We start from the raw sequence: 15,266 nt of genomic DNA, 5'->3' as shown, positions 1-15,266 counted from the left end.
GTTCGATGTAGCGTGGGAACGCTCCCAGACCGCCTCCACCACCCACCTGCTCGAGGAGCTGAACATGTCGCGACGACGTCGTCGCCCGGCCGCCATACTGGCCGGGCTGCTCATCCTCACCCTGTCCGCGCTCCTGTTGCCACAGTCATCGGTGACCGCCGGCCCGTCCCGCACCCGGGCGGTGCCACTCACCGAACTGACCGTGGTGTCCGAACGGGTGGCTTTCGGCCTGCAGCGGCCGATCGCCATCACCGGGCTGCCGGACGGCCGCATGCTGATCGCGGAGAAGGCCGGCACCGTCCGTGCCTACCACCCGGACACCGGTCTGGCCGCCGATCCGGTGCTCGACCTGACCGCCCGGATCGACACGTCGGACAACGAGCGTGGCCTCCTCGGCATCACGCCCGCGCCGAACTTCGCGCGGACCGGGATCCTCTACGTGGCCTACACGAGCCTGCCGGCCGGCACGCTGACCCTGGCGCGGGTGCCCCTCGGTGCTCCCGACCGGTTGCAGGTGCTGCTCACCCAGGAACACCCCGAGTACGGCAACCACAACGGCGGGCAGGTGGCGTTCGGCCGCGACGGCTACCTCTACTGGTCGACCGGCGACGGCGGCGGCGCGAACGACCCGTTCAAGTCGGGCCAGAACCTCGGCACCCTGCTCGGCAAGATCGTGCGGATCGACGTCAACCGCAGCTGCGGCGGCAAGCCCTACTGCGTACCCTTCGACAACCCGTTCGTCCGTACGGCGGGCGCGCGTCCGGAGATCTGGGTCTACGGGCTGCGCAACCCGTGGAAGTTCTCCATCGACCCGGTCGACAACTCGCTGTGGATCGGTGACGTCGGCCAGGGTCTGATCGAGGAGATCAACCACATCCGTCCGTCGCAGCGCGGAGCGAACCTCGGCTGGTCCTGCCGGGAGGGCACGCCGGTCTTCGACCAGACGCAGTGCCGCCCCGGCGTGCGGCTCACCGACCCGATCGCCGAGTACGACCACTACATGACGGAGAACTGCTCCATCATCGGCGGCCTGGTGTACCGGGGGTCCGTCACCCCGGAGGCGCGCGGCACCTACATCGCGAGCGACTACTGCTCGACGCGTGCGTTCGCCATCCGCGCCAAGTCCACGGGTGGCTACGAGTCCGCCGAGATCGGCACCTTCCCCACCCAGCCGACGGCGTTCGGCGCCGATGTGAACGGCGAACTGTACGTACTCAGTGACCTACCGGGGTGGCTGAGCAAGGTGCGGTTCGAGCGGGTCCAACCCGCCTCGAACCGCTGACCCTCGAAACACTTCGCAACACCTGCGGGGACGGCCGCTCCCGAGCGGCCGTCCCCGATCAACGGGTCAGAGACCGGCGGCGTGTGCGGCGGCGGTGCCGCCGACCACGGGTAGGACGATGTTGCTGCTCTTCAGCGCCACCTGCAGGTTCGCGGCGGTGGTGTCCGCCTGGCTGGAGTACTGCGGGTAGCTGGCCACGATGATCACACCGATCCGGTGGCCGGGCTTGAACACGTAGTCCTCCGGCAGCAGCGGGAAGCTGAAGTTGTACGACTCCCCCGGCACCAGTGGCACGCCGACGCGGATCGACTGCCGGTTCTGGGCGTCCATGATGCCCTTGGTGACCAGTTCGTAGTCGGCGGTGGCCACCCGCTTCGCCGTCTGCTTGTAGCAGCCGTCGTCGGTCGGGCTGCTCTCGCCCCAGCAGTCCGACGTGTCCAGGGTGATGATCCCCTCGCCGGAGGCCCGGTGCGCGACCCGCTCGTCGGTGCCGTAGTCGACCAGGATCGCCCCGAGGTTGGTGTCGGTCTGGTCGGCGGAGGCCCGCAACTGCACGGTGGGGGTGCCGGAGATGTGCAGCGGCGCGGTCAGTGGCGCGGAGAGGAAGGCCAGCCGGTTGGGCTGCACCACGTCCGGGTTGAGGATCATGGTGTTCTGGCTCTGCGTGCGGCTGTCCTGGAACGCCCCGGTCGCCGGCTTCGCGGTGGGCACCAGCGCGAGGCCGCCCGCGCCGGTGGTGCCGGGCTGCAGGAACACCTCGGTGTCGGCCTTACCGGGGATGGGCCAGTCGGCGTGGGTCTCCCACACGTCGGCGGAGCGCTCCAGGTCCACCCGCGGTTCGTCCATGATGCCGTTGGCGACGCCCTGCAGCCAGAAGTCGAACCAGCGGTGCAGCGTCGACACCCACACCGCGCGGCGCGAGTCGAACGGGTCGACGTGGCCCTCCTGCGACAGCCACAGCTTGCGCGGCACGTTGTTCTCCGCCAGGGCGTACCAGAACTTGCTGAAGTGGTCCGGCCGGACGTTGTCGTCGTTGAGGCCGTGGTAGAGCAGCACACTGGCGGTGACGTTGGGGACCTTCTTGACGTAGCTGCGCTCGTTCCAGAAGGCCGTGTAGTCGCCGTGCTCGTCACCGTCGGCGGCGGCCAACGCGTCGCGTACCGGCTTGCAGTAGTCCCGGCGCTCGGGGTTGGTGACCGTGTTGGCCAGCGACGCCACGTAGCTGTTGCCACGGGTGATGACGCCGTTGCTGCGGACGTAGTCGTAGTACTCGGTCGGTCCGCTGATGGGCACGACGGTGGTCAGGCCCTTCACGCCGGTCACCGCCGTGGCCATGGCCAGCGAGCCGTCGTACGACTTGCCGATCATTCCGGTCTTGCCGTTGTGCCAGTCCGCCTTGACGATCTGACCGGCGGCGTTACGGGCGGTGGCCCGGCCGTTGAGCCAGTTGATGGCCTGCTTGGCGCTCAGGTTGTCCTGGTTGGCGTTGGTGGTGGGGCAGCCGGTGGAGTTGTTGGTGCCGACCATGTCCAGCAGGATCACCGCATAGCCGCGCGGCACGAAGTAGTTGTCGTAGAACAGCGGCCACTTGTCCAGCAGTCCGTCGCCGTCGAGGTCCGCCTTGCACTCGGACTCGTTGCCTCGGCAGAGCGTCGAGTAGTAGGGGCTGGCGTCCATCACCACGGGCGCCTTGAGGCCCTGCGCGGTGGCCGCCGGCCGCATCAGGTCGAACGCGATGATGTCGCGTAGACCGTCGTTGTCGCTGTCGAAAGTGGAGTCGATGAAGAGGCGTTCCCGGATGGCGTCGGCGTAGCCGAACACCGGCTGGGTGACGCCGTCCTGGACGACGATCGACGGCGGGCCGTCCGCCGCCAGTGCCTGCGGCGCCGCGCCGAGGGCGGCGAGCACCGTCGCGGACAGTACGGCCACGCATCTGCGCCAGCGCGTTCCCACTGTGGACATGCAGTCTCCTTGATGTGTCCGAGGTTGCGTACGCTACGAGCCGGTGGCCGGTGCCACCACCTGCACGTGTAGGAACTTCGCCCGGTGTGGTTCGACGGGCCTACGGCCGGTCGGCCAGCACCAGCTCCCGCAGCCGCTGGTCGAGTGCCGGGGCGTCCAGACCACCCGGCCAGCCGCGGAGCAGGGCGCCACCCTTGGCCACCAGCACGACGGTCGGCGGCTCCCGCACCGCGTACGAGCGCCAGATGGTCTGCTGGTCGTCCAGGACGATCGGATACTCCACCCGGTGGGTGCGGAGGTATTCCTGGACGTCGTCGGCCTGGTCGGCACCGGCCACGCCGACGAACACCACCCGGTCCCGATAGGTGCGGGCCAGGTCACTGAGCGCGGCCTGGCGGCTGGCGCAGGTGGTGCACCAGGAGGTGAAGAAGGTCAGCACGACGGGGCGCTGCGCCCACACGTCGGCGGCGGCGAACGGTGTGCCGTCGGTGAGCGCGCCGGTGAACGTCGGGGCGGCCGGTGCGGTGCCGGGCACCGGGCGCAACGCCAGGTCGGCGGGGACCGGTCCGGGCAGCGCCGCAGCCCCTCCGGCGGGCGTCGGCGCGGGCGCGGGCTCGGGCGTGCTGCATCCGCCCAGCAGCGCCACCGCCAGCAGCAGCGGCAGGAACGCCCGCCTCATGACGGGACCACCGCGACCAGCGCCGGGCCCTCGCTGCTGTCCGGTGTCAGGTCGAGTGGCGGCCGGCCGTCCACCTCCAGTCGGTAGGAGTCGCGCTGCGGCACGCGTACCCCGACGGCGAACTCGCAGTAGGTGGGCAGGCGTTCGACGCCCAGGTCCTCGGCGAAGGCGGCCACCGCGGTCCCCGCCGACAACTCCCCGCTGGCCAGGGCCGCCCCGTCCGGGTCGAGCACGCGGAACGGCGCGCGGTTGTGGAAGTGCTGGTAGGGACCGGTGCCCGCGCAGTCCACACCAGCGGCCCGGATGTTGATGTCGCGGACCAGGACCCGGACGGTCGTCGGGGAGACCGCCTCCTGGGTGGCACCGACAGTGCCGCAGCCGGTCGCGCCGAGCAGCAGCAGGGGCAGCAGAACCGTGGTGCGTCGCCGCACGTCATCCTCCTCTCGCCCGCCTGCCGGGTCCGCGGCGGTGGGCCGCCGTGGACCCGGCAGGAACGGGATCGACCTCGGGCGTCGGTCAGGACTTCTCGACCCGGCACTGCTTGGTCACCGTCTTCGTCGGGTCGCTCTCCGAGGTCGCGGTGAGCTTCACGAAGCCGGTGGCCGCCGCGGCGGCGGTGGCGCCCACCGACACCCTGACCGTGGTGGCCTTGCCGAACTGGGCGGTGGCGAGCTGGTTGGGCAGCCAGGTCCGCCAGCCCTTGCCGGCCACCTCCGCGGAGAGGCGGTAGACGTCCGACTTCAGGTACGCGCTGACGTCCTCCGGGTGCTGCTGCCCGCCGGCCGAGTAGGTACCGGTGTTGGTCAGCTCGAACGAGCAGGTCACTCCCCGGTTGGTCGGCTTGCCGCCGCCGGTCACCTCACCCTTGCCCAGCGCCACGCCGTGGGCGCTCGGCCCGCCGGTGCCGTCCAGCGAGCGCACCGCCACCGTGTACGAGAGCGATCCGGCGGCATCCCGCTTGAGGTCGATGATGTAGAAGTGCAGCCGGTTGGCCTCGTCGACGTACTCGTACTGGCTTCCGGTGTCCGCCCCGGCGTGGAACAACGCGTCGGAGAGCTGCCGGTAGTCACCCATGGTGATCTTCTGCGGGGTGCCGTCCGGCCGGTAGAAGTCGATCATGTCGATGTCCTGCGGGTTGGCGTCCACCACCCACTGGAACGGCGCGCTGTCGGCGTTCTTCGTCTTACTCAGCAGCACGCCGCTGTCCGGGGTGAAGGAGTCCGCACCCATCCGGTCGACGACCTCGACGGTGTAGTTGTTGAAGCTGCCACCGTCGCACAGTGGGTCGGTGCTGACGCCGCACGCGGGTGACAGGTCCTTGTTCAGCGCGATGTTCACGCCGGTCAGACCCTTCGGACCGGCGTCGACCGCCCGGGCCGTGACCTGCGCGACGACCAGGCCCGAGGAGGCCAGCGACTCCCGCGACAGCCGCAGCACGTGCTCCTCGCCGAGCAGGCCGATCTTCAGTTTGTCCCGCACGGTGTGCAGCGAGCCCATCGAGCCGCCGTTGGTGGGCGGGATCTGCCAGCGGGTGTGCGGGCCGCCCGGGCCGTTGAACGACCCGCGCGACATCATGCTCCAGATCCCGGTGTACGCCCTGCGCAGCGGCTCGCCGTACGGGTTGTTGTAGTTGTCGCCGATGCCCAGCAGGTGGGTCAGCTCGTGGGCGTAGACGCCCATACCGGAACTCTCCCCCTGCGTCGAGGAGCCGCCGCCGGCGTTCGGCCACAGTGTCGCCGCCGCCTTCCACGAGGTCCAGTCCACGTAGCGGGTCTTCGCCCAGTTCGGCAGGTTCGGGTCCGGCGGGCCCCAGGCGTCCGGCACGTCCTCCTTGTTCTGGAAGATCATCTGCCCGAACTCCTGCCAGGTCGACGACTCGTCCTGGCCGGCGCTGAGGATGAACACCAACTCGTACTGGTTGGCGACCTCCTCGCCGACGGCGGCCCGCCACGCGCCCAGGCCGTCGGTACGGATGTTCTTGCCGCACACGTCCCCACTCGGGCAGGCGCCCGGGTTGAACCCGTTGTCCAGCCCGTACTGGTAGGACTTGGCCGGCATCTGGTACGGCCCGAACCCGGTGAGGTCGACGCCGTAGCGGCCGTTGGAGTCCTGCATCCAGTACTCGTGCAGGGTGTGCCCCTTGTTGAGGGTGTTCGGGGTGTTCAGGAAGTCCTGGTAGAACTTCGGCACGTCCGCCCGGGGGATGTTCGTCGCGACGGACTGGGGGTTGCCGAAGACCGTCGAGCGGGCCCGCTGGGAGACCGCGAACGTCTCGTCGGGATAGTCGAGCGCCACCAGGGCGATCTTGAAGTTGCGGACCGAGCCGGACACGCTCGGGTCGGCCCAGTTCTTGCCGGGCACGGCCTTGTAGTCGTTCCAGGTCATCGTGTCCGGGTTCTGCCATGCCTGCGGGTCGAGGACCTGGAACGGCGCGGTGCCGCCGGCCGGGTTGGCCGGGGCGGCGGCGGCCTGCGCCGCCCCGGTCGCCACGAGCGTGGTCACCACGGCTGCGGCCAGCACGGCCCGCCTCAGCCGGGTTCGATGGGGGGTACGGGGCACGGAACCACCTCTCGTCGGAGGAAACGCGGCGCCGGTGTCCCGGTGGGGGTTGCGCGGGACACCTGTCAGCAGGCCGCGCAGCGAATCTAGGAGCACGGGCCGGTGCCGGTCACCGTGCAGATGTCGGCAGGTGGGCCGGCGACTTCCGACACCTGAAGGACCAGCGCCCACCGGCGGCTCAGTCAGGGCGGCCGCCGGGAGCCGGTTCGGCGGTCGTCGCGAGGGCCCGCCGCACGTCCCGGCGTACCCGGTCGGCGGCGGCCCCGGACAGGGCTCCGCGCGGTGGGCGACACCGCCCTCCGAAGCGGCCGGCACACTCCATGGCGAGCTTGACCGCCTGCACGGACTCGGGCCGGGAGGCCCAACCGAGGATCGGGTGCAGCTCGGCGTAGAGCGGCAGCGCCCGACCCAGGTCACGGGCGACGCACAGCTCGTACAGGCGCACCGCCTGGCGGGGCAACGCGTTGGGCACCGCGGCCACCCACCCCTTGGCACCGCACACCACCAGCTCCAGCACCACGTCGTCGGCGCCGGCCAGCACGTCGACGTGCGGGCAGAGGTCCCGCAGGCGATGCAGCCTGCGTACGTCACCGGTGACCTCCTTGACCGCGACGATCCCGTCGATCTCCGCGACGGTCGCCAGCAGGTCCGGTGTGAGGTCGATCCGACTGGCGCACGGCTCGTTGTGGGCGACCACCGGCAGGCCGACCGCCGCGACCTCCCGAAAGTGGGCGACCACGTCGGCGGCACCCGCTGCGGGCCCGTCCGGTGGCCGCGCGAGCACACCGTGGGCACCGGCCTCGGCGGCCTGCTCCGCCCAGCGACGGGCCTGCCTGCTGCCGTACCCCCCGACGCCGGGCACCACCGCGCAGCCGGACGGCGCGGCCTGCACCGTCGCCCGCACCACGGCGGCCCGCTCCTCGTCGGAGAGGGCCCGGTACTCCCCCGTCGACGCGCACGGCGCGACCCCGTGGCATCCCTCTGCGGCGAGCCAACGGACGTGTTCCTGGAGCTGGTCGAAGTCGACCGACAGGTCGGCGCGAAACGGCGTGGTGACGGCGACCAGCACACCCCGCCAGGGCCTACCAGATCCCACTCGGACGTCCCCTCTCCGCCGGCACCGCCCGGTGCGGAGGCGTCGGGCCGGTGCGTATCGGAACCCTAGGAACGTCCGTCGCCTCCGGTCTTCGGACAGATGCCGGAACAGTCGCGACGCCGCCCGTCTTTTTGTCGCGACTTCGCGAGTGGACCTTGCGCGATGCCCCACCCGCACCGGAGGGTGAGGACTGGCGGTCGCGCGATCCCTGTCACGCAGCGCAACCAGGGGAGTCGAATGCACGGTGAGCTCCAGCGAATCGTCGACGCCGTCGCCGCCCGGGTGGGGCGACCCGCCCTCATCGAGGACCGACGACAGCGGGTGGTCGCCTACAGCGAGCACGACGGCCCGATGGACGACGTCCGCCGGTCGTCGATCCTGCGCCGGCAGACGACGCCGGAGGTGATCGCCTGGTTCCGGGGCATGGGCGTGCTCACGGCGTACGCGCCGATCCGCACCCCGGCGTGCCCCGAGCTGGACCTGCTGGCGCGGGTGTGCGTGCCGATCCGGCACGACGACCTGCTGCTCGGGTTCGTCTGGTTCATCGACGCGGACGGGTCGATGACCGACGCCGACATCGCCACCGCCACCGGTCCGTTCACCGACCTGTCGCTGGCCCTGTACCGGGAGAACCTGCTCGGTGAACTCGCCTCGCAGCGGGAGACCGAGGCCACCCGTACCCTCCTGGTGGAGAGCCGGCAGGCGCGCGAGCACGCGGCGCGGGCGCTGCTGGAGGAGGGCGTGGTGGCCGCCGACGGGTCGACGGTCGCGCTCGTCGCCCAACTCGTGCCGACCGGCGGACGGCAACCCGACGAGGTGGCCCGGATCGCCCTGGAACAGGCCCTGGTCACCACCCGCCGGTGGATCGGGGTGCGGGAGACACTGCATCTCGTCTGGCACGACCACGGGGTGCTGCTGCTCTGCGGCGACCGGATCGCCGGCCGCCCCTCACCGGAGGCCTGCGCCGGGCACCTGGACGAGGCGCTGGGCACCGCGACCCGGGGCCTGGCCTCGGTGGAGCGGACCGTGACCGGGATCGGTCAGCCTCGCGTCGGCCTGTCCAGCGCTGTCGAGTCCTACCAGGAGGCCGCGCAGGCCGCCCGGGTCGGCACGCAACTGCCCGCGCTGGGCCGGGTGGTGTCCTGGGCCGGGCTGGGCATCTACCGGGTGCTGTCCCAACTGGACAGCCGGCACCTCGACGTCGCGGGCGTCCACCCCGGGCTGGAGCGGCTGCTGCGCGACGACGCCCACCAGGTGCTGCTGGAGACCCTGGAGGCGTACCTCGACCTGGCGGGCAACGCGCACGCGACCGCCGAGAAGCTCCGGCTGCACCGGACCACCCTCTACTACCGGCTGCAACGGGTGGAGCAGCTCGCCGGGACCGACCTCAAGGACGGCAACGAACGACTGTGCCTGCACCTGGCCATGAAGCTCGGCCGGCTCACCGGCCACTACCGCACGACCTGACACCGCCCGCAAATCGTCGTCGCTCGACGCTTCAGCCGTCCTCGTCAGGAGGATCTCCGGCAACCGGCGGCTGCTCCGACGACCACCGGTCCCCGGCGCTGACCCTGATCTCATGGACGATCTCGTCGGGCAGGGCCGCCCTGGTGATCTCCGGGAGTCCGTCCAGCCAGGCGTTGAGCTGATGCGGCAGGCCAGGGTAGCCGGCGATTTTCCACAGGCTGCGGGCGGCGAAGACCTCCAGGACCACCGGCACGAGTTGCAGATTGCCCGCGGCGTCGTCGAGCAGGTCGTTGACGAAGTCCTGGATCACCCAGGCGGGCGGCAAGGCGTCGTTATGGTCGCTGGACATCATCACGAACAGGGCTTGGCGCACCAAGGCCCGGCGGTGGCTCTCCAGTCCCGGCCCCAACCGGATCAGGGCGCGCAGGAAGCGCCGGATGATCGCGGGTCCCGCCGCTGGATCGTTGTCGATCATCCTGAGCAGTCCGTAGAAGGACTCGGGGTCCAGGTGACCGTCGCGGGCGGAGAGGTGGCTCAGCAGCAGTTCGGTATAACGGATCCGGTCGGTGATCGACCCATGGCGCTCCAGCGTGTCGATCAGCGCGTAGTACTGCCCGTCGCGCACCTGGTCGTCGCGCGCGAGCAGCAGCGTCAGGAGACCGCGGACCGGGGCCTCGTCGCTGCCGCCCGGGAGGAACCCCTCCGCGTTGAGAGCGGCGACGATCGGCTCGACGGCGCGCAGCAGTACCGCCAGCTCCGGCTCCTGGACCAGGCTGTTCGTCCTGATCAGGTCGTGGACGAGGCCGTCGGGGGCCTCGGTGTGCTCGCGGCGGCGGCGCAGCGCCAGTCCCGGGGCCGCCTCGACCACCTCGATCTCGTCGCTGACGACGTGTACGGCGGTGTGGCCCCCGGCTGCCAGCCAGAACTGGGCGAGCCGGTGCCAGCGCACGCGCAGTTCGTCCGGGTCGGCCACATCGAAGGCGACGGCGAGTGGGAGTTCTCCACCGGGCGCCAGGAGCACCGCCAGGAGGAGCAGATTCGCGCTGTAGAAAGCCATCCGCTCGGCAACGTTGCCCCTCGTCGGCCGGTAGTCCGCGAATGCCTGCCAGGCGATCGAGTCGAAGCACCCTCGGAACGCCTCGAGAAGCTGGTCGTACACCCCCGCCCGGTCGGTCATGACGGTTGCCAGGTGCTCGAAGTAGACGACGATCTGGGCGCGCTCGGCCAGGATCGCGTGCGAGAGGATCGCTGCCAGAAGACTGTCGTTGCGGTCCGGTCGCACACTGGTCAAAGTGCGGGAGATCGGCGGTCGGGGTAGGGCCCGGGCGACGAACCAGGCGACGAGGTACTCGCCGAAGGTGGCGTGCAGGAATTCGTACGTGCGCAGAGTGTCGGCGTATCGAGCGGTCGCCACGTGCACGAAGAAGAACCTGCCGACCAGCCGTTGGGAGCCGGTCTGATGCGCTCGATCCGGGCCGCCGTAGGGGTGCGCGAGAAGTAGTGCCCGCATGTCCTCGTCGAGGTCTTTCTCGGCCACGTACTGGCTACCGCGGTTGAACATCGCCAGGGCTGCGATGGCCAAACGCTCCAGTTCCTCGTCGACGAGTGCGCTGACCTCGGCGTCGGTGAGGTGCGGCCCGTCCTTGCGAACCTCCCGACGGGTGAACGCCCGCAGCAGGCGGTCGTACAGGTCCGCGTCGGCGAGCTGACCCGACTCGTCCTGCAGCTTGTTGCCATCGGCGTCGTAGAGGGCCAGCAGCAACAACAACAGCGGCTGGGCCGCCAGGTGCGGATAGCGGGCCACGACGTCGACCGAGAGGCCGACGAGTTGCCGCTGCCGGAGGTAGTCGGCGTTCGAGCTGTTCCAGGTATCCAGCCAGTCCGTGATGCGGGCACGGTCGAACGGCTCCAGGCGGACCACCTGCACGCCGGCCGGGATCCGGGCGCGATGAGCGACCACGGTGCGGCTGGTCACCACGACGGCCACCGGTGCATCCCGGATCGCGGCCAGCCGCTGGAACTCGCACATCCGCTCGAGGAAATCGGCTTGGCTGGTAGCGCTGCTCTGCAACAGTTCATCGAATCCGTCGAAGAAGATGACCGGCGTCGCACTGTCGACACCGGCGGCGAGGTCCGCCCACTCGATGTCGCGCTGCAGTGTCTGCCGCAGCGCGTGTCGGACCTGGTCGACGACCGAGGCGTCGGCCGGCACGGCACGCAGGTCCACCCGCAACGGACGAAAGCCGGTGTCCTGCAGGCGGGCGGCGAACGCCTTGGTGAAGACGGACTTCCCGGACCCCGGGTGCCCCAGCACAAGCATCGGCAACTCCGTGGCGTCCGGGGAGCTCAGGTACCGGACGAGGAACTTCTGCAGGTCGTCCCGCAGCGGCACCTCGGCGTCCCACCAGTGGTCCTCGGAGACTCGGCTCGCCTCACCGGCGGCGACCACCCGGAAGGCCGGGTTGACGTACGCGGATCCGAGGGTCGGGATCACCAGGTCCGGCGCGGCACCGTGCTCACCCGGCCGCACTACCGGCCGATCCAGCTCCGCCAGATAGCCGGCGGCCAGCTCTCGCCAGCGCTGGTCCATCCGGCCTATCGGCTGCACCATCGCCAGGAGCCGGCCGAGTTGGGAGAGCCCTCGGCGGGTCTCCTCGGCGAAACCCACCGCGGCCGCCCGCGTCGACGTGTATTCCCACTCGACGATCCAGAACCCGAAGATCGGGCTCTCGTGCGCCAGCTCCCGCACATACGACTCGTATCTCTCGAGCGCGAGACCGGGCACTGTCTCGGTGAGGTGTTGTTTCAGGCGGGCCTGCTCGGCGGCGGTCAGTTCCTCCACGACGGCGAAGCCGGTGAGGAACCTGTTCAGGTTCGCGCCGAGATCCTCGAACCAGCCGGCAAGCTCACGTCCGAACTCTTCCCGGGGGGTGCAGGCGACAGGCACCGGAACGACAGCGGTGAGCAGTTCGGCGACCTCGCCGGACCGGGCCCGCATGAGGTTCTGCTCGTCCTCGGAGGTCAGGCCGACCCGAGCCACCACCGGATCGGCGCTGACCTCGTCGAAGAAGGCCGCGGTGACCAGAACGGTGTGGGTGGCGATCATGAGGCTGGACCGGGCCCGCGGTGGACCGGCCCGCAGGGCACCACCCGCCCGGCCCCGCACGTCCCGGATCAGCCGTATGAGGTCGTTCTTGGGATCGAACAGTCCGATCGCGCCGGTCAGCAGCAGGACGCCACTCAGGACGTGGTCGAGGCCCGTGAGCAGCTTGCCGTCGTCATTCGCCAGCAGACGGACGGCGTCCGCGAAGCGCGTGGGTCTGGCCATGCCTCATTGCATCAGACCGCTATGGCGTCGTCACGAGCTGTTCTCGGCCGGGATCTCGACGATCGGCGGAACCCGACAACCGGCCCGCCCACGGCAGAGGCCGCTCGTCCGAGGTGAGATCAGCCGACGTGCCGAGCCAGGAGGCGAGGTCGCGACGGCAAGGCGGAGACGCTCGTCACCGACGCCGACCCGTTCGCCGGCAGTAGCTGAGAGAATCGCCGCGACCGAGCACTCGCGACCGCAGATGTCCCACATGCCACGGCAGGAGACGCCCGCCGATGAGAGGCCGTTACGCCAACCTGAACCGGATCCGTACGCTGGACCCCGAGCGCGACTACCTGGACATCTACCAGACCATGCTGCGCTACGAGTTCCCGTGGGACATGAAGCTCGGCCTCAACCTGGCTTTCAACCGGTCCTTCTCGATCCCCGCCATCGCCGCCGTGCACACCGCCACCGGCGAGCTGACCGAACGCACCCAGAAGCGGATCGACGACACCGGCCTGCTGATGTACGAGATGGTGCTCAACGGCTTCGAGCAACCCCGTGGTCGGGACGCGTTGCGACGCGTCAACCAGATCCATCGCCCCTACGACATCAGCGACGACGACTTCCGCTACGTCCTCGGCTGCCTGGTGGTCGTCCCGACCCGGTGGCTGCAGGAGTACGGTTGGCGCCCGCCCTGCTGCCACGAGCGCCAGGCCACGTACCTGTTCTATCGGGAACTCGGGCGGCGGATGGGCATCACGGACATCCCCGGGTCGTACGACGAGTTCGAGACCTGGTTCACCGCCCACGACGCGGCTCACCTGCAGCCGAACGATGACGCGGCGGCCATCGAACGAGCCACCCGCATGCTGATGCTCGACCGGATCCCCCGCCTGTTCACACCGCTGGGCAACGCGCTGGTCAGTGCCATGTACGACGCGCCGCTGCGGCGCGCGATGCGAGTCGACACGCCGCCGTGGCCGGTCCGGGTCGGCCTGCGTGTGGCGCTGAAGCTGCGCTCGCTGTCGCAACGGTGGTTCGGGGCGCCACGGACGACGGCACTGTTCGCCGACGGGATCAAGACCAAGAGCTACCCCGAGGGGTACGAGATCAGCCGGCTCGGTCCGCAGCAGGACCGCGCCGGCTGAGCGTCAGCAGCAGGTCGAGCCGTACCCCTGTTGATTCCCGCAACGGACCGGACCGGGCGCGACCTCGCCAGGTGCGTACGGTCAGTCCGTGGACTACCGGGGCTTCGGTTTCGTTGGTGGCGTTGCTGCACTGCTGTGCGGCGGCCTTGGATGCACGGTCTTCGTAGGGGCCATGGGGATGCTTGTGATGTGGTGGCGAGAGAAGTGGTGACGCCGCTGGCACGGTTGCTGTACCTCTCTGCTGTACTTCTCATCCGCGTGTAGAGCGCTGCTCAGCCGACCCCGAGGGTGGCAGCGAGCTTGGCGATCGTGGTCGGGGCGCGCGGGTCGCGGGCAACCTCGGCAAGGATGTCCCGGGCGACGGGCCGGTGCGTGATCTCGGCCGGTGCGGTGCGCTCAGCCTGCACCAGCAACCGAGCGGCGTTGGCCACATCATCAGCATGCAGATGAGCACGCGCGACGTCGAGCAGGTGCGCGGCGCGGTGTTCTGCTGGCAGCCACCGCCAGCCGTCCCGCCCGGCGGCCTTCTCGTGCCAGCGGATCGCGGCATGGAAGTCGCCGGCCTCCACGGCTGCGGCGGCACGAGCCACCTCGACGGCGGTCGGCCCGAACGCGGTGCGGTGATGATCGTGCCCGTCGCCGACGCGCTCTGCCATGCCGGCGGCCTCGTCGATCAGGTCGGTGACGGCGGCCTCGTTCCCGTCGTGCGTAACTGCCAGTGCAGCTTGGAGGAGCAGGGTTCCGCACAGGGACAGCTCCGCCGGTGTGCCGTCCTCCACCTGGCGCGGGGCGATCCGGTACGCGGCGGCGAGCAGCGCCGACTTCGCCTCCCGCGCCCGCCCTGACGTGCGCAGCACCTGGCCGAGCTGCACGGCTGCGGCGGCCACTGACTCCGGCTCGCCGGTGGCGGCGAGCATCGCCCGGTCGGTGGCCAACCACGCAAGCCCGACCTCCCCGAGCTTGACCAGCAGAGCAGCCGTGACCCGGTACGCCCCCACCAGCGGCACCCGACCCGCCGCCGAGGCTTGCGCGTGAGTGCGCTGCGCATTACTGAGCAGGTCCGGCAGCAATTTGATCACCTGCGGGTAGCGGCCGTGTTGGAACGTCGTCCACGCATACTCCACATCCCGCAGCATCCGGTCCACCGGCAACACCGGCCGGTGACCCGCCGGCTGGCCCAACGGGACCTCGTACCGCGCCAACGCCGCCCTGATTCGGTCGACGCCCTCGACGCAGTCGGTCGCCTCTACCGGCGCGACATCGCGGCCGACCAGCACGGCGGCGTCGATCCTCAGCACGCGGGCGATCTCTTGGAGCGTCGACAGCTTGTCGAGCGACCGCACACCACGTTCGACCTTGTCGACCCAGCTCTTCGACTTGCCGAGCCGGTCGGCGAACACCTGCTGCGACAGCTTCCGTCGCCCCCGCCAGTACGCCACCCGCCGCCCCACGGGCAACAGTTCAACGTTGCCCATGACGCCGACTCCGATCCGGCTTCGCCCGGGTCGTCTCCTCGGCCGGTATTCGATCCGCCTCAGCCTCGGCGAGAAGGCGTCGCTTGGCCGCCTCCCGCTCGGCCGCCTGGATCTGCTCGCCTCGGCTCACCGCCGGCTCGCCGCCGTCACCCGCCATCTCCACCTCCGTCAGCAGAAGCACGACGGCACCCGCGACCGTCGCACGTTCACACTGACGTCGCTATGTCGCCGACCGCGACGGCACGAGATACGACAACCCGACCACATTGCCGACGACATTCA

At 70.2% G+C, this 15,266-nt stretch carries 11 protein-coding genes; 3 read left to right on the top strand and 8 right to left on the bottom strand.

The features are described 5' to 3' along the window. The first annotated feature begins 64 nt into the window (after positions 1 to 64). Complete coding sequence (locus O7616_RS17655; protein ID WP_282303001.1) at positions 65 to 1,282, top strand: PQQ-dependent sugar dehydrogenase; 1,218 nt, start codon at positions 65 to 67, stop codon at positions 1,280 to 1,282. Between the two features lie 66 nt (positions 1,283 to 1,348). Here O7616_RS17655 and O7616_RS17650 read toward each other — a convergent pair whose 3' ends face one another. From O7616_RS17650 to O7616_RS17630, 5 genes are all read right to left on the bottom strand, one after another. Continuing rightward, positions 1,349 to 3,244, bottom strand: coding sequence for a CocE/NonD family hydrolase (locus tag O7616_RS17650; protein ID WP_282303000.1), 1,896 nt, complete (start codon positions 3,242 to 3,244; stop codon positions 1,349 to 1,351). 100 nt (positions 3,245 to 3,344) lie between these two features. Further along, on the bottom strand, positions 3,345 to 3,923 hold the full coding sequence (locus O7616_RS17645) for a TlpA disulfide reductase family protein (RefSeq protein WP_282302999.1): 579 nt from the start codon (positions 3,921 to 3,923) through the stop codon (positions 3,345 to 3,347). Next, positions 3,920 to 4,354, bottom strand: a complete 435-nt coding sequence (locus tag O7616_RS17640; RefSeq protein WP_282302998.1) for a hypothetical protein — start codon at positions 4,352 to 4,354, stop codon at positions 3,920 to 3,922. Before O7616_RS17640 ends, O7616_RS17645 begins: the two co-directional genes overlap by 4 nt. Positions 4,355 to 4,439: 85 nt before the next feature. Then, positions 4,440 to 6,482 (bottom strand): M6 family metalloprotease domain-containing protein, encoded by a 2,043-nt coding sequence (locus O7616_RS17635; protein WP_282302997.1) that lies wholly within the window; start codon positions 6,480 to 6,482, stop codon positions 4,440 to 4,442. A 178-nt stretch (positions 6,483 to 6,660) separates the two neighbouring features. Beyond that, entirely contained in the window at positions 6,661 to 7,578 is a 918-nt protein-coding gene (locus O7616_RS17630) for a dihydrodipicolinate synthase family protein (RefSeq protein ID WP_282302996.1), read from the bottom strand. A 237-nt stretch (positions 7,579 to 7,815) separates the two neighbouring features. On the opposite strand from O7616_RS17630, the gene O7616_RS17625 reads away from it, so the two are divergent. Next, positions 7,816 to 9,045: a helix-turn-helix domain-containing protein gene (locus tag O7616_RS17625; RefSeq protein ID WP_282302995.1), complete on the top strand. Its 1,230-nt coding sequence runs from the start codon at positions 7,816 to 7,818 to the stop codon at positions 9,043 to 9,045. A gap of 31 nt (positions 9,046 to 9,076) precedes the next feature. Here O7616_RS17625 and O7616_RS17620 read toward each other — a convergent pair whose 3' ends face one another. Beyond that, positions 9,077 to 12,373, bottom strand: a complete 3,297-nt coding sequence (locus tag O7616_RS17620; RefSeq protein WP_282302994.1) for an AAA family ATPase — start codon at positions 12,371 to 12,373, stop codon at positions 9,077 to 9,079. A 278-nt stretch (positions 12,374 to 12,651) separates the two neighbouring features. Here O7616_RS17620 and O7616_RS17615 point away from each other — a divergent pair, with 278 nt between their 5' ends. Next, positions 12,652 to 13,509, top strand: coding sequence for an oxygenase MpaB family protein (locus O7616_RS17615; protein WP_282302993.1), 858 nt, complete (start codon positions 12,652 to 12,654; stop codon positions 13,507 to 13,509). Between the two features lie 272 nt (positions 13,510 to 13,781). On the opposite strand, the gene O7616_RS17610 is transcribed toward O7616_RS17615, so the two are convergent. Further along, positions 13,782 to 14,984 (bottom strand): helix-turn-helix domain-containing protein, encoded by a 1,203-nt coding sequence (locus tag O7616_RS17610; protein ID WP_282302992.1) that lies wholly within the window; start codon positions 14,982 to 14,984, stop codon positions 13,782 to 13,784. Further along, entirely contained in the window at positions 14,971 to 15,165 is a 195-nt protein-coding gene (locus O7616_RS17605) for a hypothetical protein (RefSeq protein ID WP_282302991.1), read from the bottom strand. Before O7616_RS17605 ends, O7616_RS17610 begins: the two co-directional genes overlap by 14 nt. Positions 15,166 to 15,266: the final 101 nt, after the last annotated feature.

The sequence above is a fragment of the Micromonospora sp. WMMD964 genome (assembly GCF_029581455.1).
GTDB lineage: Bacteria > Actinomycetota > Actinomycetes > Mycobacteriales > Micromonosporaceae > Micromonospora.
Note: the sequence above shows the minus strand (reverse complement) of the source record. Positions and strands in the feature narration are given on the sequence as shown.